We start from the raw sequence: 26,284 nt of genomic DNA, 5'->3' as shown, positions 1-26,284 counted from the left end.
AGAGGCGCGTGATCGATCCGAAGAAGCTGTTCGAGGATTTCCTGGGCGGCGGCGCGAACAAATCCGGTGGCCCCGCTGCTGGTGGTAAAGGCTCCGGCTGGACGGACAATCTCGGCACGCTGGCGACCGGCGCGCTCGGCGGCGGCGTGATCGGCCTGCTGCTCGGTTCGAAGAAGGTGCGGAAGTTCGGCGGCTCGGCGCTGGGCTATGGCGGCGCGGCGGTGCTCGGCGGCCTGGCCTTCAAGGCGTGGCAGGACTGGCAGGCCAAGCGGGCACCGGCGCCGGCCCAGGCGCCGGTGCAGCAGCCTTTGGCGCTGCCGCCGCCGAGCAGCCCGTTCGACCTGGAGACGCAGAGCGCGGCGGGCGGCGGCGACGCGCGCATCGCCGTGGTGCGGGCGATGATCGCCGCGGCCAAGGCCGACGGCCATATCGACGCGACCGAGCAGCGGGCGCTGTTCGACCGGATCGGCCAGCTCGGCCTCGACACCGAGCAGAAGGCGTTCGTGATGGACGAACTGGCCAAGCCGCTCGATGTCGCGGCGATCGCGGCCCTGGCGGCGACGCCGGAGCAGGCGGCGGAAATCTGGCTGGCGTCGCGCCTGGCGGTCGACCCGGACGATCCGCGCGAAAAGGCCTATCTCGACGACCTCGCAGCCCGGCTCAAACTGCCGGACGGGCTGGCGGCCCATCTCGAGGCGCAGGCGTCGACGGTGGGGTAAGGACACTGCCATACCCACTTGGTGTCATTGCCCGGCTTGGCCGGGCAATCCAGGGCCGTCGAGAGCCGCTCTGGCCGCCCCTGGATGCCACGGTCAGGCCGTGGCATGACAGGAGAGGCAGCCGCCTCAGGCGACCAGTTCGATCGCGTAGCTCTCGGTCACCGGGTTGGCGAGCAGCTTCTTGCACATCTCGTCCAGCCGGGCCCGCGCCTGGGCGGCGTCGGCGGCGGCGATCTCGACCTCGATCACCTTGCCCTGGCGGACTTCGCCGACCTCGCCGAAGCCGAGGCCCTGCAGGGAATGGCCGATCGCCTTGCCCTGGGTGTCCAGGACGCCGGGCTTCAGCATGACGTGGATGCGGGCTTTCATGTCGGTGCCAGTCTTCAAGTGGGGGCCTGGGTCTCGCGGATGTCGACGACGCTTCCTTCCGGCAGGATGCCGAGGCGCCGGGCCACCTCCTGGTAGGCCTCGATGACGCCGCCCAGATCCTGGCGGAAGCGATCCTTATCGAATTTCTCGTTGGTCTGCACGTCCCACAGGCGGCAGTTGTCCGGGCTGATCTCGTCGGCCAGCACGATCCGCATCTCGTCGTTCTCGTCGTAGAGGCGGCCGAATTCGAGCTTGAAGTCGACGAGCTTGAGGCCGATGCCGAGGAACAGGCCGGTGAGGTAGTCGTTCACCCGCAGCGACAGCGAGACCATGTCGTCGAGGTCCTGGGCGTTGGCCCAGCCGAAGGCGGTGATGTGCTCTTCCGACACCATCGGGTCGTTGAGCTCGTCCGACTTCAGGTAGTACTCGATGATCGAGCGCGGCAGCGGCGTGCCCTCGGGCACGTTGAAGCGCTTCGAGAACGATCCGGCGGCGATGTTGCGCACCACGACCTCGAGCGGGATGATCTCGACCTCGTGGATCAGCTGCTCGCGCATGTTCAGCCGGCGCATGAAATGCGTGGGAACGCCGATCTCGGACAGCCGGGTCATGAGGTATTCGGAGATGCGGTTGTTCAGCACCCCCTTGCCCTGGATCACCGCCTTCTTCTGCCCGTTCTGCGCCGTCGCATCGTCCTTGAAGTACTGGACGATGGTGCCCGGCTCCGGCCCTTCGTACAGGACCTTGGCCTTGCCTTCGTAGATGCGCCTGCGGCGGCTCATATCGAAACGTCCATTGAACGGTGAAGCCAACAAAAAAGGATCGGGACGTCCCGGGAGGGACGTCCGCGTCCGGCAGCTTATAGCAAGCGCACATCCACTAAACAATTGCACGCTCCCAGTTGCCTCGGGGCGTGACCGCAGCGGCGAGAGACGCTATATCCTCGGCATGATGCGAATTGCGCCCGCGGCGGCGGGCAGGTGGAAGGAAGCGACAGGATGACGATCGAATCGCGGGGGCAGGCTTTCGAGGCGGAGTTCCAGCACGACCAGGAGCTTCTGTTCCGGATCCAGAACCGGCGCAACAAGCTGCTCGGCCTGTGGGCGGCCGAGCTGTTGGGCCTGACCGGCGATGCCGTCGATGCCTATGCGAAGGAGGTCATCATGTCCGACTTCGAGAAGCAGACCGACGAGGACGTGCACGACAAGGTCTATGCCGACCTCAAGATCCACGACGTCGACCTGTCGGACCACCGGCTGCGCAAGAAGATGGATGCGCTGCTGGCCGTGGCGCGGCAGCAGATCATGACCGAGGCGACGCCGAAGTAAGCGGCCGGTCCTCCGGCGAGCGGAAAGGGCGGCTTCGGCCGCCCTTCTGCGTTGTGCGGGAGAGCGAAATATCCATGCAAAATCTCGGCTTTTAATTTCTGCGACATATCAGAAAACTGTCCTCCAGGCCGAATCCCAGCGGAGTCAGCCTGCTTTTTTGAGTTCGACAATTTCTGAAGGGAAATTTCATGTGCGATCAGTGTTGCTCCGCCGGAGCGGAGCCATCGGTGCCGGCGATGTCACGCCGTGGCGTCCTGGCGGGCGCGGCGATGCTGCTGTCCGCCGCGGCGGCCTTGTCGAGATCCGGGGCCCGGGCGGCCGCCGCGCCCACCGCCGCGCCGCCGAACGCCATCTCCGGGGACGAGGCGCTGACGAAGCTGATGGACGGCAACGCCCGCTACGTCGCCAACACGCCGGAGCAGAAGGATTTCTCGGCCGGCCGAGCCGCGCGGACGCAGGCCCAGTATCCCCTCGCGTCCATCCTCAGCTGTTCCGATTCCCGGGTCTCGCCGGAACTGGCCTTCGACCAGGGGCCTGGTGATCTGTTCGTGGTCCGGGTCGCCGGCAATTTCCTGAACGACGACGGGCTCGCCAGCCTCGAATACGGGGCGCAGTTCCTGGGCGCGCCCCTGATCATGGTGCTGGGGCACTCCAATTGCGGTGCGGTCGACGCGGCGATCAAGGTGCTGAAGGACGGCGTCAAGCTGCCGGGTCATCTGCCGGGGCTGGTCAATTCGATCAAGCCGGCGGTGGAGGCGGCGAAGGCGAAGGGCGGGGCGGATCTCCTCGCCGACGCCATCACCGAGAACGTTCGCCGCAACGTCAGGCTCCTGGTCACCCGCGATCCGGTCGTCGCCGGGCTGGTCAAGGAGGGCAAGGTGAAGGTCGTCGGCGGGATCTACGATCTAGCGACCGGCCAGGTGGCGCTGGTCTGAGCGCTGAACGGGCGGGGTTTCGTGGGTTGGGTTCGCCCTTGCGAACCCAACCTACGCCCGGCAGCGGGGAGGGGCTCAGCCCTTCACCGCCCCCGCCGTCAGGCCGCTCGTCATGGTGTTGCGGAACAGGTAGTAGATCACGGCCGGCGGGATCGCGTAGATCAGCCCGGTCGCCATCAGCAGGTTCCACGGCGAATCATCGGCCGACAGGAACAGGCCGAGCCCGACCGACAGCGGCGCCGCCTTCTCGCTCGACAGCAGCAGGAAGGCGTAGAGGTACTCGTTCCAGGCCAAGAGCAGGGCGTAGATGCCGATCGCCACCAGCGACGGGCGCATCAGTGGCAGGTAGACCATGCGGAAGATCTGCATCGGCGTGGCGCCGTCCATCACCGCGGCCTCGTCCAGCTCGCGCGGCAGCTTGTCCGAGGCCTGCTTCAGCACCCAGATGGCGTAGGGCGAGGACAGGGCGACCATCGCCAGGATCAGCGCCAGCTGGGTGTTCAGCAGGCCGTAGGACCCCATCGTCTTGTACATCGGCACGGCCAGGAAGGCGGCCGGGATCAGATAGGTCGACAGCGCCAGGTTCATCACCGTGCGCCCGCCCGGCGCCCGCAGCCGGCTGATGGCGAAGGCGGCGCAGGTGGCGACGAACAAGGTCAGCACCCCGGTCGTCACCGCGATCACGAAGCTGTTGCCGAGCTGCAGCCAGAAGTTGCTGAGGTAGTAGTGCTGCTGCCGGAACACGGTGACGAAGTTGGACAGGGTCGGCTGGGCCGGCCACAGGTCGCCGGCCAGCACCGAATCCGGCGGCGAGATCGCCAGCACGAACAGATGGTACAGCGGCACCACGGTCCACAGCACCACCGGGATGGCGATCAGGACCAGCACCGCCTCGCCGAACCAGCGCTTCATGACTCGGTTCCCTTCGACAGCCGCTTGACCATGACGAACACCATCGGCAGGACCAGCGGCATGGCGACGATGATCGAGGCGACGCCGAGGTCGAGGCTGTTGTTGCGGAGGTAGCGGATGCCCAGCGTGGCCAGCACCTGGGTGCTGTCGGCCGGGCCGCCGCCGGTCAGGAGGTAGACGCTGTTGAAGTCGCCCAGGGTCCAGATCATCGACAGGAAGGTCGAGGTGACGTAGAGCGCGGCCACCGACGGCCAGGTGACGAAGCGGAAGCGCTGCCAGCGCGAGGCGCCGTCGACCGCCGCAGCCTCGTACAGGTCGCGGGCGATCGCCAGCCGGCCGGTCAGCAGGATCAGGGTCCAGAACGGCAGCGACTTCCAGATGTGGACGACGATGGCGCAGAAGAAGGCCAGCCAGGGGTCGGTCAGCCAGGGCGGGCCTTCGAAGATGCCGAACAGCCGGAACAGCTGCTGGTTGATCATGCCGTTCTCGGGGTTGAGCATGACCCGGAACGACAGGATGGTCGGGATCGACGGCACCGCCCAGGGCAGGATGAACAGCACCAGCAGCAGCCGGATCCAGCGGCGCGGCACGGCGAAGAAGCCGGACAGGCCGAGCGCGATCACCATCTTCACATTGACCGCGATCATCAGGAACAGGAGCGTGTTGACCACGGCGGTCAGGAAGATCGGGTCGGCGAACAGCCGCCGGTAGCTGGCCGGGTTGGCGCCGAGATACAGGCCGTAGCCGACCGGATAGGCCACCAGCACCAGCAGCACGGCGACATAGGGGGCCAGCAGGATCATGCCCCAGGCCGCCCAGGTCCGCCGGTGGCTGCTGCGGGCGGTCGGGATCGCGTCGATCGTGGTCGCTGTCATCGGCAGTGGTCCCGTCGAAAGGAAAGTCGATGCGGCCCGCCCGTTCCGGTCGGGGCGGGCCGCGGCTTTCTCAATGAGCCTGTTCTAGAATGGGCTCAGCCGGCGATCTCCTTGATCCGGGCGATCATCTCATCGACCGCCTGGTCGGGCGAGACCTTGTCCTGGACCACCCGGCTCATCGCCTTGGCCCAGACGTTCTCCGCATTCACCGTGGTGAAGTGGTAGTTGTAGACGAAGGGGAAGGGGATGGTGCCGTCGGTGAACTGCTTCGACACCACGGCGCGGTGCGGGTCCTTGCCGTCGGTCCAGAACGGCCGGGCGGCGCCGGATTTGGTCGCCGGATACCAGCGCCCGAGCGAGCCCTCGACGAACGGGGTCAGGTTCTCGTCCTTCAGCATGAAGGTCATGAACTCCTTGGCCCGAGGCTTGTTCTTGGCGTCGGCGAAGATCACCGCGGTCTTGGTCGCCGCCAGGTTCGGCAGGGTGCTGCCGTCCGGCTTCTTCGGGAAGTAGGCGGTGCGGATGTTCTCCTCGTAGTTCTTCTTGGCTTGGGCCCGCTGCTCCTCGGTCAGCGTCGGGTTGGTCGAATCGTCCAGGTGCTTGCCGGCGATCGAGATCGTGGCGTTGTGGGTCAGCACCGTGGTGCGGTTGTGGAAGTTGACGTTGTTGTCGGTGTCGAGCCAGTTGATCGACGATGGCGGGGTGCAGCCGCGGGTGAAGATCGAGGTGTAGCTCTTCAGCGCCGCGATCATCGCCGCCCGGTTCTCCGGCTGGTCGAGCACGATCTTGCCGCTGTCGTCGACGATCTTGACGTTGTAGGCGTTGGCGAAGGTCAGGAAGCTGAAGAAGGTGTCCGAGGCGGCGACGCTCATCGGGTTGCCGATGCCGTAGATCCGCTTGCCCTTGGCGCGCAGCCCGCCCTGGACCTTGTCGCACCAGAAGTCCCAATAGGCGTCCCAGGTGGTCGGAATGTCGGCCTCGGTGAAGCCGGCGTCCTGCAGCATGTCCTTCCAGTAGAAGATGTGCATGGTCTGGCGTTCGATCGGGAAGGCGTAGTAGGCCTTCTGCCCGGTCTTGCCGTTCATCAGGAAGGTGGTGGCCAGCGCGTCGGGCTGGAACCCGTCCTTGATCGGCGCGATGACGTCGGACACATCCTCCAGCCGGCCCTCGAAGGCCCATTGGCCGGTGGTGCGGAAGTCATAGGTGGTGCAGTAGCCGACATCGGGCGGCGTGCCGGCCTCGACCGCGGCGACCGACTTCACGATGCAGTCCTCGGTCGAATACAGCGACAGCTCGACCTTGACCCCGGTCGCCTGCTGGAACCGGTCGACCAGGGCCAGCAGGGCGTCGTCCTCGCCCTTGTAGAACCCCTTGGTGACCCAGACGGTGAGCGTTTCCTCTGCCTGGGCGGGCATGGTGAGCGCAAGGCCGAGGGCCAGGGCGCATCCCGCCGCGAGGGGGCGGAGACCGATTTTGGGCATGGGCTTCTCTCCCAGAGCTGATGTTGCGGATGACGGGGCGGCTTGTGCCGTCTTGCTGGTGGCGCCCGGTGGCCCGGGCGCTAGGTCGAAACGGGCCTTGGCGCGGTCGAGCCCCGCTCCACGATCTTGAAGCCGACATCGGTGACCGCGGTCGGCGTCGGGCCATGGTCGCCGGCGTCGCCGGGCAGCAGCCGCAGCAGCAGCTCGCCAACGCGGCGGCCGATGTCCTCGGCGTCGATGCCGATGGTCGACAGCGCCGGCACGCATTGGTCGCCGATCTCGAAATCGCCGAAGCCCAGGACCGACAGGGAGCCGGGCACCGCGATGCCGCGCCGCTGGCATTCCATCAGCGCGCCGAAGGCGGCGAGGTCGGAGATCGCGAACACGGCGTCGAGCGGCCCGGCGGTGTCGAGCAGATGGGCCATGGCCGCAGCGCCGCCGGCGAAGGACAGGGGCACGTCGCCGCGTTGGACGATGCGGTCGGTCGACAGCCCGGCCTCGCGCAGCACTTCGGTGAAGCCGGTCAGCCGGGCCTCGCCGCGGAAATCATGGGCGTCGTCGCCGATGGTCGGGCCGATCGCGCCGATGCGGCGGTGGCCCAGCGCGATCAGGTGCCGCGCCGCGGCCCGTCCGCTTTCGATGTTCGAGAAGCCGACGGCATAGCCGATCGGGTCGGCCTCGCCGCAATCCCAGATCTCGACCACGGGGATGCCGGCGCCGCGCAGCATCGTGCCGGCCGCCTCGGTGTGGCTCATCCCCGCCAGCACGATCGCCTCGGGCCGGCGCTCCAGCATCGTCCGGATCAGGGATTCTTCGTCGCTCATGCGGTAGCGGGTGTAGCCGATCAGCAGCTGGTAGCCGCTCCGGCGCAGTGCCTCGGTCAGGCCGTGCGCGGTGTCGGCGAAGGTCGAATTGGTCAGGGTCGGCACGATGGTGGCGATGAAGCCGGTGCGGCGCGACGACAGGCTGGCGGCGACCTTGTCCTCGACATAGCCCAGCGCGGCGATCGCGGCGTTGATGCGGTCCCGCGTCTCCGGCGCCACCAGCGCGCTGCCGGCCTGGACCCGCGACACGGTCATCGGCGAGACCCCGGCGAGGCGCGCGACATCGCGCATGGTCGGGCGCAGGGAACGTTTGGGCATGATGCGGTTCTCGCTCGGCGCGCCGGCGATCCGGCGACGCGCGCGGCATGGCGTCCGGCGGCAAAGTCTTGCAGCGGCGCGGCGAATGTTGGGTTGGGGTCGCGGATCCCCGTGTCGGGCCATGCGGCGCGGCATCGGTCAGGCCTGGGCGCGGCGTGCGGTCGGGCGGATGCGGTCGATGGCAAGCAAGACGGCGGCTCTCCCCATGGCCGAGACGATTTGTCCTTCTTATTTATGTGACCGGTAACATGAACAGCCCCGAAGAGGCAACATCCATGCATCGAGGACGAGGTGGCGAGGGGCGATGCGTCCGTCAGTCCTGCGCGCCCATGGCCAGGGGCTCGGGGTCGCCATGGCCCCGTCGATGCGACAGCTGGACAATCCCCAGGAAGGCCAGCACGGCAACGCTGCCGAAGATGGCTGTGACGAGGAGCGCCCAGCCGGTCCCGACGGTGTGCATCAGGAAGGCGAACGCGAACGGGGCGGCCGAGGAAACGACAAGCCGTACGGAGGTCACCCGGCCGAGGCGTTCGCCATACCCGTCGCTGCCGAACAGCTCCAGCGGCAGCGTGCCCTGGACGATGCTGTTCAGGCCGGAGCCGAGGCCGAACACGACGGCGAAGGCCAGGGCGCCGATGAGCCAGGGGGCGGTGCCGAGCAGAAGCAGGGCCGCGGCCGGCATCAGCGTGGCCGAGATCACCGCGAGCGTGACCTGGGGCAGCCCGCCGCCGAAGACCATGTTGGTCAAGCGGCTCAGCACCTGCGCCGGGCCGAACAGCGTCCCGACCAGGACGCTGGCCGCACCCAGGCCCAAGGCAGCCAGGAGCGGCAGCATATGGACCAGGATCGCGGCGTTGACGAAGCTCTCGAGCGCAAAGCCGGTCACCATCAGCGCGAAGGCGATCGGCCGTCTGCTCGGATGAAGGCGGCCTTCGACCGGGGTAGCGGGCGTCGCGACCGCCGTGGCCGGTCCGGGCCCTCGCGGCCGTCGCATGGCGCGTGAAAGCCAGGCATGGGCCGGCAGGCAGATGGCCAGGTTCAGGACCGCGAAGACCAGATAGACCTGCTGCCACGTCAGATGGGCGTGAAGGGCGGCGGTGATCGGCCAGAACAGGGTCGAGGCGAAGCCGGCGATCAGCGTCAGATGGGTGATGCTGCGCTGCGCGGCCTGCGGCCGGAGCTGGACCAGCAGCGCGAAGGCTGCGCTGTACTGGACGAAGGTCGACGCGACCTCGATGGCGATCAGGCCGAAGACGAACGCGATCCGGCCCGGCGCCAGCGCGCAGGCGACCAGCGCGGCCGCGGCGAGGACCGACCCGACGCTCATCACGCGCCCGGCGCCGTGCCGGTCGATCCGGCGGCCGACCCACGGCGCGGCAAGGCCGCCGATCAGCAGTGCGGCGGAAAGTGCGCCGAAGGTCCATTCGGCCGACCAGGCGAAGTCCCTGGACATCGCCGGCGCCAGGATGCTGAAGCTGTAGTAGAGCGTGCCGTAGCCGATGATCTGCGTCAGCCCGAGCGCCGAGACCACCAGCCAGGGCTTCACCTCGGATCGCCTTGAGCCGGATGCGGGTCGCATGACGGGTCTGGGTTCGTCGGCACGGGCATCCGGCTCGCGGCATTGCCTCGCTCGTACCAGCCCTTGGACCGGTTCACGATCGAGACGACGGACAGCATCACCGGGACCTCGATCAGCACGCCGACCACGGTGGCGAGCGCGGCGCCGGAGTGGAAGCCGAACAGGCTGATGGCGGCGGCGACGGCCAGTTCGAAGAAATTGGACGCGCCGATCAGGGCCGAAGGGCCGGCGACGCAATGCTGCTCCCCGGCGACGCGGTTCAGCAGGTAGGCCAGCCCGGCGTTGAAGTAGACCTGGATCAGGATCGGCACGGCCAGCAGCACGATGACCAGCGGCTGCGCGATGATCTGCTCGCCCTGGAAGCCGAACAGCAGCACCAGAGTCGCGAGCAGCGCCACCAGCGAGACCGGCCCCAGGACCTGCAGCAACCGCCCCAGCGCCGACTCTCCTCCCGTGGCCAGCACCCAGCGGCGCAGGCCCTGCGCCAGCATCACCGGAATGACGATGTAGAGCACGACCGACAGCACGAGCGTGTCCCACGGCACGGTGATCGCGGACAGGCCGAGCAGCAGGCCGACGATCGGGGCGAAGGCCACCACCATGATCGCGTCGTTGAGCGCCACCTGGCTCAGCGTGAAATGCGGCTCGCCCCTGGTCAGGTTGGACCAGACGAAGACCATGGCCGTGCAGGGCGCGGCCGCCAGGATGATCAGGCCGGCGATGTAGCTGTCGATCTGGTCGGCCGGCAGCCAGGACCGGAATAGCCAGCCGACGAAGAGCCAGCCGAGCGCCGCCATCGAGAACGGCTTCACCGCCCAGTTGATGAACAGGGTCACGCCGATGCCGCGCCAGTGCCGACCGACCTCGCCGAGCGCGGCGAAATCGATCTTCAGCAGCATGGGGATGACCATCAGCCAGATCAGCACGGCGACCGGCAGGTTGACCCTGGCGACCTCCGCGGCGCCGACCGCCTGGAAGGCCCCCGGCACGGCATGGCCGAGGGCGATGCCGGCGACGATGCACAGGGCGACCCAGAGGGTGAGATAGCGTTCGAAGATGGACATGGATCCGCCTATGTCGTCGCGACCCGGCGGCCGTGCCCGTCCACCACGCGTTCGCCGTCTTCCTTGACGAATTCCCCCTGCTGCGGCGGCAGCAGGTCGATCACCGCTTCGGATGGCCGGCAGAGCCTCACGCCCTTGGGGCTGACCACGATCGGCCGGTTGATCAGGATCGGATGCGCCATCATGGCGTCGAGGATCTGGTCGTCCGTCAGGTTGGGATCGGCGAGGCCCAACTCGGCATAGGGGGTGCCCTTTTCGCGCAGGACGTCACGGACGGAGACCCCCATCCGTTCGATCAACTGGCGCAGCAGCGGCCGCGACGGCGGCGTCTTCAGATACTCCACGACATGCGGCTCGATCCCGGCATTGCGGATCAGCGCGAGGGTGTTGCGCGAGGTGCCGCAATCCGGGTTGTGGTAGATGACGATGTCCATGGCGGGCCCGGGCTGGTGGGTACGATCAGGCATGGGCGGGTTCCTCCCCGGGGGCGCAGCAGGCGGACATCGCGGCCACGGCGGGGGTGCACACCTCCGGGCGCCCCTGGCAGCAGTCGCGCATCAGGAACTGGATCAGGCCGGACAGGGCCGGATAGGCGGCGGTGTAGACGATCGAGCGGCCCTCGCGGCGGGACTGGACCAGCCCCGCCTGCTCCAGATGGCTCAGGTGGAACGACATCCGCGACGAGGTCGCGCCCATCTCCTCGCCGATCGCACCGGCCGGCAGCCCGGCCGGTCCGGCCGTCACCAGAAGGCGGATGATCCGCAGCCGGGTCTCCTGCGAGAGGGCCGCGAAAGCATCGAGGGCTTGCGGTTCATCCATCTTTGTCTCAATCTCTCAAGAGATGTTGAGATGAAAGGTAGGCGACAATGAGCGAGCAGGCAAGCCTCTCGGCCACCGATTTTCACGGCGCCGATTTCCACGGCGACGGCTCTCTCGGTGCGGTTCTCGACGCCCTCGCGCCGCACGCCGGCAAGGCCCTCGTGATCGAATATGGCGGACGGCGGATCCGGCCGGGCTACCACGTGACCGAGGTCAAGGCGGGATCCTTCGTCACGCTCGATTGCGGCGGCAACCCCGACCAATGGCGCGAAACGATCCTGCAGGTGGAGGACCGGGCGTCGGACGACGGGCGGGCCTTCATGCCGGTCGCCAAGTTCCGGGCGATCCTGGACCAGGTCGCGCGCCGGATCGCGCTCGATCCCGATGCCCGGCTGACCTTCGAGGTCGGCCCGCCGGAAGCCCCGATGCAGGTGTTCGATGCGGAAGCGCTGCTGGCCGACGACGAGAGCGTCGTGCTCCGTCTCGTGGCCCGTGCCGCGATCTGCAAGCCCCGGCATCGCGCAACCCAAGCGGCCGCATCGGCCTCATGCTGCGGATCGACGGCCGGATCCTGAGGTTGAAGCCTTACGCGGTCGCTGCCTTCAGCGCCTGCTCCAAATCGGCGATCAGCTCGGACGGGTCCTCGATGCCGGCGGACAGGCGCAGCAGGTCGTCCGGCACCGGGCTGGTCGGGCCCTCGATGCTGGAGCGGTGCTCGATCAGGCTTTCGACCCCGCCCAGCGACGTGGCGCGCTTCCACAGTTCGACCCGGGCGGCCGTGCCGATCGCCGCGGCGGCGCCGGCCTTGACCCGGATCGACAGCATGCCGCCGAAGCCGCCCTGCATCTGGCGCGCGGCGATGGCATGGCCGTCGGCCGAGGGCAGGCCGGGATACAGCACGGCGGAGACCAGCGGATGGCCGTGGAAGTGCTCGGCGATGGCCATGGCACTGGCCGAGGCCTGGCGCACCCGCGGCACCAGGGTGCGCATGCCGCGCAGCAGCAGCCAGGATTCGAACGGCCCCAGGATGCCGCCGAGCTGGGCCCGGATGCGCTTGATCCGCTGCCACTGCTCGTCGTCGCGGGCGGTGGCCAGGGCGCCGGCGATCACGTCGGAATGGCCGTTCAGGTATTTGGTCGCGGAATGCATCACCAGGTCGGCGCGCAGCGCCAGCGGTCGGGTGAGCACCGGCGTTGCCACGGTGGAATCGACCGCCACCCGGGCGCCGGCGGCATGCGCGGCCTCGGCCACCGCGGCGATGTCGGTCACGGTCCACATCGAGTTGGACGGGGTTTCCAGCCACACCAGTTTGGTCTCGCCCGGCCGCAGCGCGGCGCGGACGGCGGCAATGTCGCTGGTCTCGACCAGCTCGACCTTCAGGCCCCAGCGGGTCGCCTCGGTCAGCAGCCAGTTGCGCAGCGACCAGTACATCACCGTCGGCGCCACCACATGGTCGCCCGGGGACAGCGACAGGAACACCGCCGTCGCCGCCGCCATGCCGGAGGCGAAGACCGCTGCGCCGGCCGCGCCCTCCAGCGCCGCCAGCACCGCCTCGACCTGGTCGAAGCTCGGGTTGTTGTCCCGCGCGTAGATCCGGCCGGAGGTGTACTGGTTGTCCGGGTCGCGGATATAGGTGGAGGAGGGGTGGATCGCCGGGGTCACCGCCTTGGTGATCGGGTCGACCCAGCCCAGCGCCTGGGCCGCGATGCTGGCCTGTGAGAGCTTGCTCTTGTCCATGGTCGCGCGCCCCCCGGGCTGGTGGTGTCAGGCCGCGGCGAAGACGCGGGTGAAGATGTCGTCGACGTGCTTGGTGTAGAAATCATAGGTGAAGGCGTGCGCCAGCTGCTCGCGCGGGATCGCCTTGGCCACCTCCGGGTCGGCCGCCAGCCGGTCCAGGAAGCTGCCGCCCTCGTGCCACACCTTCATGGCGTTGCGCTGGACCATGGCGTAGGCGTCCTCGCGGCTGACACCCGCCTGGGTCAGGGCCAGCAGCACGCGCTGCGAGAACACCAGGCCGCCGAGCGAGTCGAGGTTGGCCTGCATCCGCTCGGGGTAGACCAGCAGCTTGTCGACCACGCCGGTCAGGCGCGACAGGGCGAAGTCCAGCGCGATGGTGGCGTCCGGCCCCTGCACCCGCTCGACCGAGGAATGGCTGATGTCGCGCTCATGCCACAGCGCGACATTCTCCAGCGCCGGCACCACGGCGCCGCGCACCAGCCGGGCGATGCCGGTCAGGTTCTCGGTCAAGACCGGGTTGCGCTTGTGCGGCATCGCCGACGAGCCCTTCTGGCCGGGATGGAAGAACTCCTCCGCCTCGCGCACTTCCGTCCGCTGCAAGTGACGGATCTCGATGGCCAGGTGCTCGATCGAGGAGGCGACGACGCCGAAGGTGGCGAACACCATGGCGTGGCGGTCGCGCGGGATCACCTGGGTCGACACCGGCTCGACCTGCAGCCCCAGCTTGTCGGCGACATAGCGTTCGACGAACGGGTCGACCGAGGCGAAGGTGCCGACCGGGCCGGAAATGGCGCAGGTCGCGATCTCGCGCCGCGCCGCCACCAGCCGGTCGCGGTTGCGGCGGAAGGCGGCCCAGTGGCCGGCCAGCTTCAGGCCGAAGGTGGTCGGCTCGGCATGGATGCCGTGGCTGCGGCCGACGGTCAGGGTGTGCCTGTGCTCCTCCGCCCGGCGCTGCAGCGCGGCCAGCAGGCCGTCGACATCGGCCAGCAGCAGGTCGATCGCCTGGGACAGCTGGATCGACAGCGTGGTGTCCAGCACGTCCGACGAGGTCATGCCCTGGTGCACGAAGCGCGCCTCGGGCCCGACATACTCGGCCAGGTTGGTCAGGAAGGCGATGACGTCGTGCCGGGTCTCGCGCTCGATCTCGTCGATCCGGGCGACGTCGAAATTGCCGCGCTCGCGCACCGCCTTGACCGCGCTCTCGGGCACGATGCCCAGCTGGGACATCGCCTCCAGCGCCGCGACCTCGATGTCCAGCCAGATCCGGTAGCGGTTCTCGGGCTCCCAGATCCGGGTCATCTCGGGGCGGCTGTAGCGCGGGATCATGGCGTGGGTCCGTACAGGGCAGAGGAGGGCGGTCGGGACCGGCCTCTCTTTCCATGTCATTGCCGGGCTTGACCCGGCAATCCAGAAGATGTCGACAGCCTCTGGATGCCCGGGTCGAGCCCGGGCATGACAGGTTGAGGGAAACCCGTCCTGATGTTCTGGGCCGGTATAGCAGCATGCTGCGGCATGGCGGAAGCGCAGGGCCTTGCCGAAACTGCATGCCGCCGGTGCGCCGCCGCGGGAATTGGATCGGCCGATCCGCACGGATTGGCCCTGGCGGCCGGTCCGATTGGCCGCCATCTGTACCAGCATCCACTTCGCTGCCCCGGACACCGCCATGTATGTTCCGCCCGCCTTCCGGGAAGACCGGATCGAGACCCTGCACGCCGCCATCCGCGAGGCCGGCCTGGCCACGCTGGTCAGCCTCGGGGCCGACGGTCTCGTCGCCAGCCATGTCCCGATGCTGCTGGATGCCGGGGCCGGGCTCAACGGCACGCTCTACGGCCATCTCGCCAAGGCCAACCCGCATGCCGCCGGCGGCGTCGCCGGCACTCAGGCGCTGGCGATCTTCCAAGGCCCGGACGCCTACATCACACCGTCCTGGTACGAGACCAAGCGCCAGACCGGCAAGGTGGTGCCGACCTGGAACTACGTCGCCATCCATGCCAGCGGCCCGCTGGAGATGTTCGACGATGCCGACCGGCTGCTGGAGCTGGTGACGCGGCTGACGCAGCGGCACGAGGGCGGACGGGCGGCACCCTGGGCCGTGGCCGACGCGCCGGCGGATTTCGTGCGCGGCCAGCTCAGGGGCATCGTCGGCTTCGCTTTGCCGATCGCGCGCCTCGAGGGCAAGTGGAAGATGAGCCAGAACCGCCCGGCGGCCGACCGCGCCGGCGTGGCCGAGGGGCTGGGCGGCGAGGGGCGGGACGAGGTCGCGGCGCTGGTGCCGCAAGGGTAGCCACGATCCCGCATCCGGCCGGCCGGCACCACCCCGGGCCGGCGCAGGGCGACCTTGCGCGCGCCGGCGTGGCGGCCCGCCCGGGCGATCGATAGGGTCCAGGTCCGGCCTGACCATGGAGATCGCCTCATGCCGGACCTCGCCACCCTGACCCTGTTCGCCGCCGCCTGCCTCGCTTTGACCGCGACGCCGGGTCCCGACATGCTGCTGATCGCCTCGCGCAGCGTCAGCCAGGGCCGTGCCGCCGGCTTCGCCTCGCTCGCCGGCATCCAGGCCGGCACCTACTGCCACGCCTTGGCCGCGGCGCTGGGTCTGTCGCAGCTGTTCGTGGTCGTCCCGGTCGCCTACGACATCGTCCGCTGGGCCGGCGCCGCCTATCTGCTGTACCTCGCCTGGAAGACGCTGCGCAGCGAGGGCACGCTGCTGGCGCCGACCGCGACGCTGGCCCGCCACCCGGTCGGCCGCATCTTCCGCCAGGGGCTGATCACCAACCTGCTGAACCCTAAGATGGCGCTGTTCGTGCTGGCGCTGTTCCCGCAGTTCATCCAGCCGGGTGCCGGGCCGGTGACGGTGCAGATCCTGGTGCTGGCGACGGTGCTGAACCTGATCGGGCTGGGGGTCAACGGGGTGGTGATCCTGACGGCCAGCCGGCTGGGCCGCCGCCTGGCTCGCGGCGGCCGCTGGCAGCGCCTGCCGCAAGTTCTGCTGGCGACGGTGTTCTTCGGCCTCGCCTGCCGCCTCGCCATCGCCGACCGTCGCTAGCGGCGGACGCTGGCCGGGGCGCGACGCTGCCGCCCTTGCATGCTGCACCGCGATACCACACGGTAAAGCCATGCAACCGGCGAGGGATCATCATGACCGAACCCGAAGCGCGTCATCGCGTGGTCGTCATCGGCGCCGGCTTCGGCGGGCTGCAGGCGGTGCTGCGCCTCAAGGGCGCACCGGTCGACATCACCCTGATCGACCGGCGCAACCACCACCTGTTCCAGCCGCTGCTGTACCAGGTTGCCACCGCGTCGCTGTCGCCGTCCGAGATCGCCTGGCCGATCCGCCACCTGGTGGCGGGGCGGCCGGAGGTGCGGACCATCCTGGGTGAGGTCACCGGGGTCGACGTCGCCGGCAAGGCGGTGCAGTTGAAGGGCGAGCCGCCAGTGCCCTACGACACGCTGCTGGTCGCCACCGGCGCCCGGCACGCCTATTTCGGCCATGACGACTGGGAGCCCTTCGCCCCCGGGCTGAAGGACATCGACGACGCCACCGACATCCGGCGGCGGGTGCTGATGTCCTTCGAACGGGCGGAGGTCGAGCCCGACCCGGCGGTGCGACAGGCGCTGCTGACCTTCGTCATCGTCGGCGCCGGGCCGACCGGGGTGGAGCTGGCGGGCACGATCGCCGAGCTGGCGCACCACACCATGGCCCAGGATTTCCGCGCCCTGAACCCGAAAGAAGCCCGTATCCTGCTGGTCGAGGCCGGGCCGCGCGTGCTGTCCGCCTTCCCCGAGGACCTCTCGAACTACGCCCGGCAGGCGCTGGAGCGGCTGGGGGCGGAGATCCGCACCGACCACGCCGTCACCGCCTGCGACGCCGACGGCGTGATGCTGGGCACCGACCGGATCCCGGCCAAGACCGTGATCTGGGCCGCCGGCGTCCAGGCCTCGCCCGCCGCCGCCTGGCTGGGGGCGGAGGCGGACCGCGCCGGCCGGGTCATGGTGGCGCCCGACCTGACCGTGCCGGGCCACCCCGAGATCTTCGTGGTCGGCGACACCGCCCGGCTCGACGCCTGGGACGGCAAGCCGCTGCCCGGCATCGCCCCGGCCGCCAAGCAGCAGGGCCAGCACGTCGCCGACACCATTCGGGCCCGGCTGGAGGGCAAGGCGGAGGCGCGGCCGTTCCGCTACAAGCATGCCGGCAGCCTGGCCACCATCGGCAAGCGCGCCGCGGTGATCGATTTCGGCTGGATCAAGCTGCGCGGCTGGCTGGCGTGGTGGATCTGGGGCTTTGCCCACATCTACTTCCTGATCGGCCTGCGCAACCGCCTGACCGTGGCGCTGAGCTGGCTGTGGATCTACACCACCGGCCAGCGCAGCGCCCGGCTGATCACCGGGCGCCACAAGGAGGAATAGCCTCAGCCCCGCGGCGTCGGCGCGTCCGGCGCGATCAGGCCGCGGTCGCGCAGCGCCTGCCAGAAGGCGGCGGGGATCGGCGCCGCCGCCAGCGCCAGATTCTCGGCGCTGCGGCCCGGCCGGCTGGCGCCGGGGATGATCGCGGCGACGGCGGGATGCGCCAGCGGGAACTGCAGCGCCGCGGCGCGCAGGTCGATGCCGAACTCGGCCGCCACCGCCTTCAGCCCGTCGACCCGGGCCTGCATCTCCGGCGTCGCCGCCTGGTACTCGTAATGCGCGCCGCCGGCCAGGATGCCGGAATTGTACGGCCCGCCGACCACGATGCCGGCGCCGCGCTTCTCGGCCTTCGGCATCAGCCCGGCCAGCGCCGTGCGGTGGTCCAGCAGGGTGTAGCGCCCCGCCAGCAGGAAGCCGTCGGGGTCGGCGCGGTCCAGCGCGACCTCGCAGGGCTCGACCTTGTTGACGCCGAGGCCCCAGCCCTTGATCACGCCCTCCTCGCGCAGCCGGGTCAGCGCCTTGCCGGCGCCGTCCAGCGCCTGGTCCAGCACCTCGCGCCACTGCGCGCCGTGGAAATCCTCGGCCACGTCATGGATCCAGACCAGGTCGATGCGGTCGGTGCCCATGCGCTTCAGGCTGTCCTCGATCGACCGCAGCGTGCCGTCGGCGGAATAGTCGTAGACCCATTTGTTCGGCAGGCCGGCCTCGAACAGCCCGCCCTTCTCACCCTGGTCGCGGGTGCCGGTCTCGATCTCGTCGAGGATCAGGCGGCCGACCTTGGTGCTGAGCACGTAGTCGCCGCGCGGCCTGTCCTTCAGCGCCGCGCCCATGCGGATCTCGGACAGGCCGGCGCCGTAGAACGGGGCGGTGTCGTAGTAGCGGATGCCGGCGTCCCAGGCATCCTGGACCGCGGCGATCGCCTCGGCCTCGGGGATGGCGCGGAACATGTTGCCCAGCGGCGCGCCGCCGAAGCCCTGTGCGTGGTGGAAGGGGAGACGCATGGCGATGTCCTCGATGTCGTACGGAAACCGCGGATATGGCGAGGTCGCGGCGGCGCAGTAGGCGGCGCGCCGGCCCATCACCTTGGAAGTTCCTTCACAGCTGGCCGGACCGGTGTCGGTTTCCGCGCCCGGACGGTGGCCTTGGCGGCCTCGCAGTTTCGCGCATACTGGGCCGGACTGCAAAGAGGAGGAGATGGCCATGGGGGACCCGGTGTTCGCCGGCGGCATCGCCGGCACCGCGCTGATCCGGGCGCCGTCGAATCTGGGCCTGCGGCCGCTGCATCAGGGGCATGAGCCCGGCACCTGGCGGGCGCCGCAGGCGCTGACCGAGGCCGGGCTGGAAACCCGGCTGCGGCCGAGCCGGGTGGTCGACCTGGGGCGGCCGGACTACAGCACCGATCCGCAGCCCGGCACCGTGCTGCGCAACGGCCCGGCGATCCGCCGCTTCAACCAGCAGGTCGCCGATGCGGTCGATGCGGCGCTGCGCGACCGGCTGTTCCCAGTGGTGGTCGGCGGCGACTGCTCGATCCTGATCGGCGCCCTGGCGGGGGCCCGGCGGCACAGCGAGCTGGCGCTGGTGCATCTCGACGGCCACAGCGACTTCCGCCATCCCGGCAATTACGAGCCGGACTTCGCCCTGTATTCCGCCGCCGGCATGGATCTGGCGCTGGCGATCGGCCTGGGCGACCCGCTGATGCTGCGCTGGCCCGGCGCGCCCGACCCGCTGGTGCCGGCGGAGCGGGCGATCCAGATCGGCGAGCGCGAAGGGCGCGAGCCGGACTGGGGCTGGGAGGACATCGCCGACACCGCCATCACCCGGATCGACATGTTCGAGCTGCTGGAGATGGGCCTGGCGGAGGGGCTGCGGCGCAGCTTCGCGGTGCTGGACCGGACGCCGGAGATCCCGTTCTGGGTCCATCTCGACGTCGACATCCTCGACCAGGCGGTGATGCCGGCGGTGGATTCGCCCGGCAGCCCGGGTCTCGACTACGCCGGCCTGGCGACGCTGCTGCGCGGCTTCCTGGCCTCGCCGCGCTGCCTCGGCCTCAACGTCACCATCTACGACCCCGACCTGGACCCGGACGGCGCTTACGCCCGGGGCCTGGTCGGAATGCTGGCGGACGGGCTGGCGCCGCTGGCGTCAGCCCGTCGGGACGGTCAGTAGGCGCGGGCCAGGATCGCGCGGTCGGTGGTCTGCACCCCGGTGGCGGCGCAGGGGGCGGGGCGATCGGCCGGGACCAGGCAGCGTACCGTCACCCCGATATCGGCCAGCGCGGCCTCCTCGTCCTCCGATCCGCTCCAGGGCAGCCGCACGAAGCCGGCGCCGCTGCGGTAGCCATCGGCGCCGCCATCGCCGAGCAGGGCGCGGGCCTCGTCCAGGGTCGCGGCGTCGCGCAGCCGGGCGTCGCGCCAGGTCCGGGCCTCGGCGGCCAGCGTGGCCTGGATTTCGGACAGCAGGCCGGGCAGGGCGGCGATGAATGCCCCCAGCCCGACCTCCGTCTTGCGGTCCTGCAACCGGTCGCGGCGCCAAGTGATGACCGTGCCGCCAGCCAGATCGCGGGCGCCGAGTTCGACGATCACGGGCACGCCCTTGCGCACCCAGTCCCAGCGCTTGGCGGAGCCGCTGCCGGGGCGCCGGTCAATCGTTACCCGGATGGGCTCGCCGCTCCAGGACTCGCGTCGCAGTCGCGCGGCGATCTCGTCGCAGCGGGCCAGGACGGCGGCATCCTCGGGTGTGCCGCGCAGCACCGGCAGGATCGCCACCTGGTCGGGTGCCACGGCGGGGGGCAGCCGCAGCCCGTCATCGTCGCTGTGGGTCATGATCAGCGCGCCGATCAGCCGGGTCGATGCGCCCCAGGAGGTGGTGTGGGGCAATTTCACCGTACCGTCGACATCGGTGAACCGGATGCCGGCGGCGCGGGCGAAGTTCTGGCCGAGGAAATGGGAGGTGCCGGATTGCAGCGCGCGGCCGTCCTGCATCATCGCCTCGATGCACAGGGTGGTGACGGCGCCGGGGAACTTCTCCCGCCGGGTCTTGCGCCCGGCGATCACGGGCAGGGCCAGCGCCTGTTCCGCCACCTCGCGGTAGATGCCCAGCATGCGCTCAGTCTCCTCCAGCGCCTCGGCTTCGGTGGCATGGGCGGTATGACCCTCCTGCCACAGCAACTCCGAGGTTCTCAGGAAGATGCGGGGCCGCTTCTCCCAGCGCACCACATTGGCCCATTGGTTGATCAGCACGGGCAGATCGCGGTGGGACTGGATCCAGCGCGAGAACGCCTCGCCGACGATGGTCTCCGAGGTGGGGCGGACCACCAGGGGTTCGTCGAGGGGGGCGTCGACCTGCAGCCGGCCGTCGACATTGGCCAGGCGGTGATGCGTGACCAGCGCCACCTCGGCGGCGAAGCCTTCGACATGCTCGGCCTCCCGCTGCATGTACTGCAGCGGGATGAACAGGGGGAAGTAGCAGTTGCGGTGTCCGGTTTCCTTGAAGCGGCGGTCGAGGATCGCCTGGATGCGCTCCCAGATGCCGTAGCCCCAGGGCTTGATCGTCATGCAGCCGCGCACGGGTGCGGCCTCGGCCAGGTCGGCGGTCCGCACCACGGCCTGGTACCAGCCGGCATAGTCCTCGGCACGGGTGGGGCTGACGGCGGTCTTCATCGTCTTCGTCATCGGAGATGTCCTGTCGAGGGAGGGTGCCTTCGTGGGAAGGCGCGAGGACGGACGGTCCGGACGCAACGACGCACGGGACCGCGGCGCGGACCGGGCCCGGGAGCGTGCGAGACTGAAGAATGAAGCCTGGCTGGACGGTCCGGACGCGGTCAGCGCGTCGGGAACGGTCGCCCGATGGAGGGAACGAGGGCAGGCACAATCCGTCCGCCGCCGAAGGCGGTGGGGGCGTCGTGCTGCTGGGTGCCAGCGATGGTCACCGGGAATCCTCGTTCGTCGATGCCGTCATGGCTGACGGCGGCGCGAGACTAAACGAAGGAGCCTGCGAGTGGAAAGGGGCTTTGTCCCGCCACGGCCAAGGGAAGCGGGGCCCAAGGAGGAAAGGGAGACTGGCCTCTCCCACCTCCCCGTCATTGCGAGCGCAGCGAAGCAATCCATGCCAGGCGGCGCCATGGATTGCTTCGTCGGCTTCGCCTCCTCGCAATGTCGAAGGAGGAAGGCGCTGGGGAAGGACCGCTCAGTGAGCCATCAGCACCGGGCAGGGGGCGTGGAACAGCATGTGTTCGGTCACCCCGCCCAGGATCATCTCGCGGAAGCGGCTGTGGCTGTAGCCGCCCATCACGATCAGCCCGGCATTGGCGCGCTGGGCGGCGGCCGGGATGGCGGCGTCGACCGACTGCTTGGGGTCGTCGTCGGTCACCCGGTTCGACGGCGCGCCGTGGCGGCTCAGATACTTGACCAGGTCGGCCGCGGTGCAGCGGTCTTCGCCCTCGTCGCGGGTGTAGACGCTCACCGCCGTCGCCGCCTCCAGGAAGGGCAGGGCGGCGGCCACGCTGCGGGCCGATTCCTTGCCGCCGTCCCAGGCCACCAGGATGCGGTCGGCGAAGTCGGCGGGCGCCGGGCCCGGCACGATCAGCACGGCCCGGCCGGTCTCGAACAAAGCGGCCTCCAGCACCGCCCGGGTGGCGGTCGGGTCCAGGCTCGGGCCTGGGGTCACGATCAGGTCCGAGACCGAGCCGCGGCGGCCGACCACGGCGGTCTCGCTGCCGGTCTCCTCGCGGAACTCGACCTCGGGGCCGGACCCGGCCGCCGCGATGGCGGCCTCGTACACGGCGCGGTTGCGGGCGGCCACCTCGTTCGACGCCTTCTCCGCCCCTTCCAGCAGCATGCTGGTCGCCACTGCCATCTCGGCCCCGGTGTAGGCCAGGACGCGCTGCGGATCGGGGCGCAGCGCCAGCACCTCGACCGACGCGTCGAAGCGCTTGGCGAGGCCCAGGGCGGCATCGAGGGAGGCACGGTCGCCGGCATGGCCGCTGAGGGGGACGAGCAGGTGCTGGATGGACATGGAACCTCCTGGGGCTCAACGGTCTGGGACCCATTGTTCACCTGAAGAAACCCCCGATCCACCGTTTCGGTGCCCGGCATGGCTGCCGTGCGGCTTCGTCGGGCTGCGGCTGTGCCGGCAAGAGTCGGTCTCGGACGCCTTTTCAGGAAACTTTTTTTCTATATAGTGAAATCGTTCCCATAGATTTCAGCCGACAGCGGGAGAAGCTCATGCCGGACCGGTTTGCCTCCGTCTGCACGAAATTTCTGTTGCTTGCGTTGACGTTGCTCGCCGTCTCGATGGCGCCCCGATCCCTCCGCGCCTTGGAAGCGCCGGGGACCTATCAGGCGATCGTCGAAACCGCCGCGGACACGACGATCACGCTGACAGGCCATGACCTCACGATCGAGCAGGTGATCGCCATCGCCCGCGACGGTGCGAAGGTGAAGCTCAGCGACGAAGCCCTGCAACGCTCGGCCGATGCCTACGGGCTGCTGCTGCAGGGCGCGGCCGAGAACGTGACGATCTACTGGTTCAACCGGGGGGCCGGCGACCAGCGCGAAACGGTGATCTTTTCGGGCGACCCGACCACGCCCGAGAACACCAAGCTGCTGAAGGAGCAGCAGTTGGCGCGTTTCAGGAACGGGGTCGCCAGCGGCTTCGGCCCGGAACTGCAGGAGGAGGCGCTGATCCGCGCCATCATGGCGATCCGTGCCAACACCATGTCCTATGAGGCGCCAGCCCGCAGCTGACCCACATCCTGGTCGACATGCTCAATGCGCGCGTCACCCCGGTGGTGCAGTCGCGCGGGACGCTGGGCGAGGGCGACCTGCCCACCATGGGCAACATCGCGGGGGCCATGGTCGGCGAAGGCGATGCCTATTACCGCGGCGTGCGCATGCCGGCGGCCGACGCTCTTGCCAAGGCCGGCCTGAGGCCGCTGGAGCCCTTCGTCGCCGATGAAGCCGCCCTGATCAGCACCAACGCCTATGCCCAGGCCCAGGCCGTGCTGCTGGTGGCCGATGCGCGCAGGCTGCTGGAATGGACGGACCTCGCCCATGCCATCGACCTGCTCGGCATGAATTCCAGCGTCACGCCGATCTCCTCGCAGGTTCAGGCGATGCGTCCCTATCCCTGGCTGACCTGGGACGCTGCGCGGGTCATGGACATGATCCGGGGCAGCTATCTCTTCGACGAGGACCCGGCCCGCATCATCCAGGATCCCGAAAGCATGCGCGCCTCCAGCCAGCGTCAGGGCTCGGCCTGGCAGGCCTGGGCCGAGCTGCGCGATTCCACGCTGCTGTCGATCAACGCGTCCGATCACAACCCGGCCGTGCTGCCCGGCCTGACGCCGGAAAGCTCATGGGAGCTGAGCACGCCGCAATTCATGAAGTACTACGTCAAGGGCGGCCCGCTCAGCCACGGCCAGTCGGGCTACATCTTCTCCAACGCCAATTGGGATCCCTATCCCCTCGCCAATCAGGTCGAAGCCTTCACCATCGCCCTGACCAATATGGACGTGGCGGTCGCCCAGCGCATCGAGCGCTTCCGCAACCCCTTCTTCACGTTGGTCAAGCCGGCCGACATCCTCAGCGCCGACATGCGCAGGAACGCGCCTAGGCTGGACGGTTACCTGCCGACCGATCTCTGGCTGGAGCTGTCGGGCATGGGCACGCCGGTCACGCCGGCCGGACAGGCCATCGTCGCCACGGTCGAGGACCTGCAGGCGGAAACCCGCCTCAAGACCCAGCGGGCCCGCGACGCCGTCGACCTGTCCTTCCAGCTCCTGGCCCAGGACCTGCTGACGGGGAGCTTCTGGACGGATGTGCGCAAGGTCCAGGCCCCCGGGCGCAACTTCGGAGCGGTGCCGACCGCGGCGCTGGCGGCGCTGCGCGAGGTCGTGCCGTGGCAGCAGGCGCCATCCGAGCGGCAGAAGCGCCCGCTCGGCGCGGTGGTCTATGACTTCATGCAGGCCAATCCCGCCGCGAAATTCTACCCGGGCGGGCCGACGCCACCGCAGGGCCAGCCGACCCCCAAGGCAGGGCCGTCGGTAAACTGAGGCGGGGTGCGGACGGCCTGAGAAGGCGCCCGCCTCTCATCCGTCATTGCGAGGAGGCGAAGCCGACGAAGCAATCCACGGGTCAGCACGAGCGGCCCGATGGATTGCTTCGCTGCGCTCGCAATGACGATGTGGGGAATTCTCGCAGACGGGTGAGCAACGCCCCCTATCCGCCGGGACTCAGCCTTCCTTTGCCCCGGGCTCCTGGGGGAATCGCCGCCAGGCGGGGTCCTTGATCTTCATCCGGACCACCTGCAGCAACTCGTCCCGCACGCCCTTGGTGGCGGCGAAGGGGATGTCGAAGTTCAGGCTGTGATAGACCAGCGACAGGATGCCGTCCCGGTCGTCATCGACGATCTCGCCATCGATCAGCCGCATGATCCAGTGATGGACGATGCTGTGGTCGCTGCCATTCGCATCGTCCTGGAGCACGACGCGACCGCCCTCGGCCCATTCCCGCCGCAGGGCGGCCCACTCGTCCGGATCGCTTGGAGCCATGGGCGTCAGGCGCCGGCCACCGGTAGCGGGATATCGTGCTTCTTCAGGATGTCGCTCTGCCGCCTGGTCAGCGACGCCAGGTCGAAATCGGCGATCAGGTCGTTGAACAGGGTGTGCCAGTTCACCTTGGCCTTGAGGTGGATGAACACCGAGCCCAGGCCCAGCGCGGCGCGGTCCATGAACACGAATTCGCGCGGCACCTCGATCCCGCCGACGCGGCGCAGCTCCTTGTGCACCTGCTCGGCGGTCTCGCGGCCATAGACGCCGTTCTTGGCCTCGCCGATCAGCCGCACCTTGTTCTCCAGGATCGGGCCGTACAGGAAGCCGGCCCAGACGTTCAGCACGTCGGCCAGCTCGTTGGTCATGTTCTTGAAGCCCCAGGTCTTGTAGGCCGCCACCGCGCGATCGCGGTCATTGGTCTCCAGGGCCCGGTACAGTTCGATCACGCCGCCGACGAAGCTGGGCGGGAACACCCTGATGCAGCCGAAATCCATCAGGTTGATCGAATCGTCGTCCCGCACCGAGTAGTTGCCGAGATGCGGGTCGCCATGGATCACGCCGTAGAAATACAGCGGCACGTACCAGGCGCGGAACATGTTCAACGCCAGCTGGGCCCGCTGCTCCTCGCTGCCTTGGACGAAGGTCAGGATCTTCTTGCCGTCCTGCCAGGTGGTGGTCAGCAGCCGCTTGGTCGACAGCTCCGGCACCACCTCGGGCACATGGACGTTGGGCTCGTTCGCCAGCATGTCGGCGTAGAGCCTGGAATGCTTGGCCTCGAGCGAATAGTCCAGCTCCTCGCGCAGCCGCTCCGAGATCTCGGCGTGGATCTGCTTGGTCGACACCGTCTTGTCGTAACGTTCGAAGATGCCGAGGATCAGCTTCAGCTGCTTGAGGTCGGCCTCGACCGCCGACTGCATGTCGGGGTACTGCAGCTTGCAGGCCAGCCGCCTTCCGTCATGGCCCACCGCCTTGTGCACCTGGCCCAGCGACGCCGCGGCCGCCGCCTCGTGCTCGAAGCTCTTGAACCGGCCCTGCCAGTCCAGCCCCAGCTCGCTCGCCATCCGCCGCTTGACGAAGGGCCAGCCCATCGACGGGGCATCAGCCTGCAGCTGCTGCAGCTCCTGCGCATATTCCTTCGGCACCGCCTCGGGGATGGTGGCCAGCATCTGCGCCACCTTCATCAGCGGGCCCTTCAGCCCGCCCAGCGCGACTCGCAACTCGCTGGCATGGGCGTCGCGGTCGACCTTCAGGCCGAGATAGCGCTCCCCCGCCACCCGGGCCGCGAGGCCGCCCATCGCGCCCGAGACCCGGGCGTAGCGGCGCAGCCGTCCACCGAAACTGTTTTCTTCGTCAGCCATGATCCAAACCGGA

Annotated in this window: 27 protein-coding genes; 10 read left to right on the top strand and 17 right to left on the bottom strand. The window is 69.2% G+C overall.

Features of this window, described 5'->3' with window-relative positions; genetic code table 11:
• Positions 1 to 8: 8 nt before the first annotated feature.
• Complete coding sequence (locus tag AB4112_RS21425; protein ID WP_309801247.1) at positions 9 to 719, top strand: tellurite resistance TerB family protein; 711 nt, start codon at positions 9 to 11, stop codon at positions 717 to 719.
• A 126-nt stretch (positions 720 to 845) separates the two neighbouring features.
• Here AB4112_RS21425 and purS read toward each other — a convergent pair whose 3' ends face one another.
• Positions 846 to 1,088, bottom strand: coding sequence for a phosphoribosylformylglycinamidine synthase subunit PurS (gene purS / locus AB4112_RS21420; RefSeq protein WP_309801249.1), 243 nt, complete (start codon positions 1,086 to 1,088; stop codon positions 846 to 848).
• A gap of 14 nt (positions 1,089 to 1,102) precedes the next feature.
• Entirely contained in the window at positions 1,103 to 1,870 is a 768-nt protein-coding gene (gene purC / locus AB4112_RS21415; protein WP_309801251.1) for a phosphoribosylaminoimidazolesuccinocarboxamide synthase, read from the bottom strand.
• 216 nt (positions 1,871 to 2,086) lie between these two features.
• Between purC and AB4112_RS21410 the strand changes: the two genes are divergently transcribed.
• A complete protein-coding gene (locus AB4112_RS21410; RefSeq protein ID WP_309801253.1) occupies positions 2,087 to 2,416 on the top strand; it encodes a DUF1476 domain-containing protein in 330 nt (109 codons plus the stop codon).
• Positions 2,417 to 2,652: 236 nt separating this feature from the next.
• Entirely contained in the window at positions 2,653 to 3,351 is a 699-nt protein-coding gene (locus tag AB4112_RS21405; RefSeq protein ID WP_309801255.1) for a carbonic anhydrase, read from the top strand.
• Positions 3,352 to 3,426: 75 nt separating this feature from the next.
• On the opposite strand, the gene AB4112_RS21400 is transcribed toward AB4112_RS21405, so the two are convergent.
• From AB4112_RS21400 to AB4112_RS21365, 8 genes are all read right to left on the bottom strand, one after another.
• Positions 3,427 to 4,263, bottom strand: a complete 837-nt coding sequence (locus AB4112_RS21400; protein ID WP_309801257.1) for a carbohydrate ABC transporter permease — start codon at positions 4,261 to 4,263, stop codon at positions 3,427 to 3,429.
• The gene (locus AB4112_RS21395; RefSeq protein WP_309801259.1) at positions 4,260 to 5,138 is read right to left on the bottom strand and encodes a carbohydrate ABC transporter permease; all 879 of its coding nucleotides are present in this window, start codon (positions 5,136 to 5,138) and stop codon (positions 4,260 to 4,262) included. Before AB4112_RS21395 ends, AB4112_RS21400 begins: the two co-directional genes overlap by 4 nt.
• A 95-nt stretch (positions 5,139 to 5,233) precedes the next feature.
• Positions 5,234 to 6,619 carry an ABC transporter substrate-binding protein gene (locus tag AB4112_RS21390; protein WP_441722909.1) on the bottom strand — a complete coding sequence of 462 codons (1,386 nt, stop codon included), beginning with the start codon at positions 6,617 to 6,619 and terminating at the stop codon, positions 5,234 to 5,236.
• Positions 6,620 to 6,699: 80 nt separating this feature from the next.
• Entirely contained in the window at positions 6,700 to 7,761 is a 1,062-nt protein-coding gene (locus tag AB4112_RS21385) for a LacI family DNA-binding transcriptional regulator (RefSeq protein ID WP_309801264.1), read from the bottom strand.
• A 313-nt stretch (positions 7,762 to 8,074) separates the two neighbouring features.
• Positions 8,075 to 9,307: an arsenite efflux MFS transporter ArsK gene (arsK, locus tag AB4112_RS21380; RefSeq protein WP_309801265.1), complete on the bottom strand. Its 1,233-nt coding sequence runs from the start codon at positions 9,305 to 9,307 to the stop codon at positions 8,075 to 8,077.
• Entirely contained in the window at positions 9,304 to 10,404 is a 1,101-nt protein-coding gene (gene arsB / locus AB4112_RS21375; protein ID WP_309801267.1) for an ACR3 family arsenite efflux transporter, read from the bottom strand. Before arsB ends, arsK begins: the two co-directional genes overlap by 4 nt.
• 8 nt (positions 10,405 to 10,412) lie before the next feature.
• The gene (gene arsC / locus AB4112_RS21370; RefSeq protein ID WP_441722907.1) at positions 10,413 to 10,871 is read right to left on the bottom strand and encodes an arsenate reductase (glutaredoxin); all 459 of its coding nucleotides are present in this window, start codon (positions 10,869 to 10,871) and stop codon (positions 10,413 to 10,415) included.
• Positions 10,864 to 11,223 (bottom strand): ArsR/SmtB family transcription factor, encoded by a 360-nt coding sequence (locus AB4112_RS21365; RefSeq protein ID WP_309801269.1) that lies wholly within the window; start codon positions 11,221 to 11,223, stop codon positions 10,864 to 10,866. The genes arsC and AB4112_RS21365 overlap by 8 nt, the downstream gene beginning before the upstream one ends.
• A 47-nt stretch (positions 11,224 to 11,270) precedes the next feature.
• Here AB4112_RS21365 and AB4112_RS21360 point away from each other — a divergent pair, with 47 nt between their 5' ends.
• Positions 11,271 to 11,798, top strand: coding sequence for a DUF6428 family protein (locus AB4112_RS21360; RefSeq protein WP_309801271.1), 528 nt, complete (start codon positions 11,271 to 11,273; stop codon positions 11,796 to 11,798).
• Positions 11,799 to 11,808: 10 nt separating this feature from the next.
• Here the strand turns inward: AB4112_RS21360 and AB4112_RS21355 are convergent, their stop codons facing one another.
• Together AB4112_RS21355 and purB are read right to left on the bottom strand one after the other, a co-directional pair.
• Positions 11,809 to 12,960: a trans-sulfuration enzyme family protein gene (locus AB4112_RS21355; protein ID WP_441722904.1), complete on the bottom strand. Its 1,152-nt coding sequence runs from the start codon at positions 12,958 to 12,960 to the stop codon at positions 11,809 to 11,811.
• 27 nt (positions 12,961 to 12,987) lie between these two features.
• On the bottom strand, positions 12,988 to 14,286 hold the full coding sequence (gene purB, locus AB4112_RS21350) for an adenylosuccinate lyase (protein WP_309801275.1): 1,299 nt from the start codon (positions 14,284 to 14,286) through the stop codon (positions 12,988 to 12,990).
• A gap of 337 nt (positions 14,287 to 14,623) precedes the next feature.
• On the opposite strand from purB, the gene AB4112_RS21345 reads away from it, so the two are divergent.
• The 3 genes from AB4112_RS21345 to AB4112_RS21335 all read left to right on the top strand — a co-directional run bounded on the left by AB4112_RS21345 (position 14,624) and on the right by AB4112_RS21335 (position 17,367).
• On the top strand, positions 14,624 to 15,244 hold the full coding sequence (locus tag AB4112_RS21345) for an FMN-binding negative transcriptional regulator (RefSeq protein ID WP_441722901.1): 621 nt from the start codon (positions 14,624 to 14,626) through the stop codon (positions 15,242 to 15,244).
• 129 nt (positions 15,245 to 15,373) lie between these two features.
• Entirely contained in the window at positions 15,374 to 16,006 is a 633-nt protein-coding gene (locus tag AB4112_RS21340) for a LysE family translocator (protein ID WP_441722900.1), read from the top strand.
• A 92-nt stretch (positions 16,007 to 16,098) separates the two neighbouring features.
• On the top strand, positions 16,099 to 17,367 hold the full coding sequence (locus AB4112_RS21335; protein WP_309801280.1) for an NAD(P)/FAD-dependent oxidoreductase: 1,269 nt from the start codon (positions 16,099 to 16,101) through the stop codon (positions 17,365 to 17,367).
• Between the two features lie 2 nt (positions 17,368 to 17,369).
• On the opposite strand, the gene AB4112_RS21330 is transcribed toward AB4112_RS21335, so the two are convergent.
• Positions 17,370 to 18,365: an aldo/keto reductase gene (locus tag AB4112_RS21330; RefSeq protein ID WP_441722897.1), complete on the bottom strand. Its 996-nt coding sequence runs from the start codon at positions 18,363 to 18,365 to the stop codon at positions 17,370 to 17,372.
• Positions 18,366 to 18,558: 193 nt separating this feature from the next.
• Here AB4112_RS21330 and AB4112_RS21325 point away from each other — a divergent pair, with 193 nt between their 5' ends.
• Positions 18,559 to 19,530, top strand: a complete 972-nt coding sequence (locus AB4112_RS21325) for an arginase family protein (RefSeq protein WP_441722896.1) — start codon at positions 18,559 to 18,561, stop codon at positions 19,528 to 19,530.
• Here the strand turns inward: AB4112_RS21325 and AB4112_RS21320 are convergent.
• Both AB4112_RS21320 and AB4112_RS21315 read right to left on the bottom strand, forming a co-directional pair.
• Complete coding sequence (locus tag AB4112_RS21320) at positions 19,524 to 21,035, bottom strand: aminoacyl--tRNA ligase-related protein (RefSeq protein ID WP_441722894.1); 1,512 nt, start codon at positions 21,033 to 21,035, stop codon at positions 19,524 to 19,526. The two genes, AB4112_RS21325 and AB4112_RS21320, sit on opposite strands and share 7 nt — an antisense overlap.
• A 514-nt stretch (positions 21,036 to 21,549) precedes the next feature.
• On the bottom strand, positions 21,550 to 22,377 hold the full coding sequence (locus AB4112_RS21315) for a universal stress protein (protein WP_441722892.1): 828 nt from the start codon (positions 22,375 to 22,377) through the stop codon (positions 21,550 to 21,552).
• A gap of 209 nt (positions 22,378 to 22,586) precedes the next feature.
• Here AB4112_RS21315 and AB4112_RS21310 point away from each other — a divergent pair, with 209 nt between their 5' ends.
• Positions 22,587 to 23,108: an aromatic amino acid lyase gene (locus tag AB4112_RS21310; RefSeq protein ID WP_441722890.1), complete on the top strand. Its 522-nt coding sequence runs from the start codon at positions 22,587 to 22,589 to the stop codon at positions 23,106 to 23,108.
• Positions 23,109 to 23,125: 17 nt separating this feature from the next.
• A complete protein-coding gene (locus AB4112_RS21305; protein ID WP_441722888.1) occupies positions 23,126 to 24,415 on the top strand; it encodes an aromatic amino acid ammonia-lyase in 1,290 nt (429 codons plus the stop codon).
• Between the two features lie 180 nt (positions 24,416 to 24,595).
• On the opposite strand, the gene AB4112_RS21300 is transcribed toward AB4112_RS21305, so the two are convergent.
• The gene (locus AB4112_RS21300) at positions 24,596 to 24,913 is read right to left on the bottom strand and encodes a hypothetical protein (RefSeq protein WP_309801292.1); all 318 of its coding nucleotides are present in this window, start codon (positions 24,911 to 24,913) and stop codon (positions 24,596 to 24,598) included.
• 5 nt (positions 24,914 to 24,918) lie between these two features.
• On the bottom strand, positions 24,919 to 26,271 hold the full coding sequence (locus AB4112_RS21295; RefSeq protein WP_309801295.1) for an ABC1 kinase family protein: 1,353 nt from the start codon (positions 26,269 to 26,271) through the stop codon (positions 24,919 to 24,921).
• Positions 26,272 to 26,284: the final 13 nt, after the last annotated feature.

Origin of the sequence: Inquilinus sp. 2KB_23, assembly GCF_052115705.1 — a bacterium.
GTDB lineage: Bacteria > Pseudomonadota > Alphaproteobacteria > DSM-16000 > Inquilinaceae > Inquilinus > Inquilinus ginsengisoli_A.
Note: the sequence above shows the minus strand (reverse complement) of the source record. Positions and strands in the feature narration are given on the sequence as shown.

What these genes read in the sequence shown, in the direction of transcription:
- purS (WP_309801249.1), bottom strand. Translation starts at nt 1,088, where the DNA reads ATGAAAGCCCGCATCCACGTCATGCTGAAGCCCGGCGTCCTGGACACC.
- purC (WP_309801251.1), bottom strand. Translation starts at nt 1,870, where the DNA reads ATGAGCCGCCGCAGGCGCATCTACGAAGGCAAGGCCAAGGTCCTGTAC.
- AB4112_RS21410 (WP_309801253.1), top strand. Translation starts at nt 2,087, where the DNA reads ATGACGATCGAATCGCGGGGGCAGGCTTTCGAGGCGGAGTTCCAGCAC.
- AB4112_RS21405 (WP_309801255.1), top strand. Translation starts at nt 2,653, where the DNA reads ATGTCACGCCGTGGCGTCCTGGCGGGCGCGGCGATGCTGCTGTCCGCC.
- AB4112_RS21400 (WP_309801257.1), bottom strand. Translation starts at nt 4,263, where the DNA reads ATGAAGCGCTGGTTCGGCGAGGCGGTGCTGGTCCTGATCGCCATCCCG.
- AB4112_RS21395 (WP_309801259.1), bottom strand. Translation starts at nt 5,138, where the DNA reads ATGACAGCGACCACGATCGACGCGATCCCGACCGCCCGCAGCAGCCAC.
- AB4112_RS21390 (WP_441722909.1), bottom strand. Translation starts at nt 6,619, where the DNA reads ATGCCCAAAATCGGTCTCCGCCCCCTCGCGGCGGGATGCGCCCTGGCC.
- AB4112_RS21385 (WP_309801264.1), bottom strand. Translation starts at nt 7,761, where the DNA reads ATGCCCAAACGTTCCCTGCGCCCGACCATGCGCGATGTCGCGCGCCTC.
- arsB (WP_309801267.1), bottom strand. Translation starts at nt 10,404, where the DNA reads ATGTCCATCTTCGAACGCTATCTCACCCTCTGGGTCGCCCTGTGCATC.
- arsC (WP_441722907.1), bottom strand. Translation starts at nt 10,871, where the DNA reads ATGCCTGATCGTACCCACCAGCCCGGGCCCGCCATGGACATCGTCATC.
- AB4112_RS21365 (WP_309801269.1), bottom strand. Translation starts at nt 11,223, where the DNA reads ATGGATGAACCGCAAGCCCTCGATGCTTTCGCGGCCCTCTCGCAGGAG.
- AB4112_RS21360 (WP_309801271.1), top strand. Translation starts at nt 11,271, where the DNA reads ATGAGCGAGCAGGCAAGCCTCTCGGCCACCGATTTTCACGGCGCCGAT.
- AB4112_RS21355 (WP_441722904.1), bottom strand. Translation starts at nt 12,960, where the DNA reads ATGGACAAGAGCAAGCTCTCACAGGCCAGCATCGCGGCCCAGGCGCTG.
- purB (WP_309801275.1), bottom strand. Translation starts at nt 14,286, where the DNA reads ATGATCCCGCGCTACAGCCGCCCCGAGATGACCCGGATCTGGGAGCCC.
- AB4112_RS21345 (WP_441722901.1), top strand. Translation starts at nt 14,624, where the DNA reads ATGTATGTTCCGCCCGCCTTCCGGGAAGACCGGATCGAGACCCTGCAC.
- AB4112_RS21340 (WP_441722900.1), top strand. Translation starts at nt 15,374, where the DNA reads ATGCCGGACCTCGCCACCCTGACCCTGTTCGCCGCCGCCTGCCTCGCT.
- AB4112_RS21335 (WP_309801280.1), top strand. Translation starts at nt 16,099, where the DNA reads ATGACCGAACCCGAAGCGCGTCATCGCGTGGTCGTCATCGGCGCCGGC.
- AB4112_RS21330 (WP_441722897.1), bottom strand. Translation starts at nt 18,365, where the DNA reads ATGCGTCTCCCCTTCCACCACGCACAGGGCTTCGGCGGCGCGCCGCTG.
- AB4112_RS21325 (WP_441722896.1), top strand. Translation starts at nt 18,559, where the DNA reads ATGGCCATGGGGGACCCGGTGTTCGCCGGCGGCATCGCCGGCACCGCG.
- AB4112_RS21320 (WP_441722894.1), bottom strand. Translation starts at nt 21,035, where the DNA reads ATGACGAAGACGATGAAGACCGCCGTCAGCCCCACCCGTGCCGAGGAC.
- AB4112_RS21315 (WP_441722892.1), bottom strand. Translation starts at nt 22,377, where the DNA reads ATGTCCATCCAGCACCTGCTCGTCCCCCTCAGCGGCCATGCCGGCGAC.
- AB4112_RS21310 (WP_441722890.1), top strand. Translation starts at nt 22,587, where the DNA reads ATGCCGGACCGGTTTGCCTCCGTCTGCACGAAATTTCTGTTGCTTGCG.
- AB4112_RS21305 (WP_441722888.1), top strand. Translation starts at nt 23,126, where the DNA reads ATGCTCAATGCGCGCGTCACCCCGGTGGTGCAGTCGCGCGGGACGCTG.
- AB4112_RS21300 (WP_309801292.1), bottom strand. Translation starts at nt 24,913, where the DNA reads ATGGCTCCAAGCGATCCGGACGAGTGGGCCGCCCTGCGGCGGGAATGG.
- AB4112_RS21295 (WP_309801295.1), bottom strand. Translation starts at nt 26,271, where the DNA reads ATGGCTGACGAAGAAAACAGTTTCGGTGGACGGCTGCGCCGCTACGCC.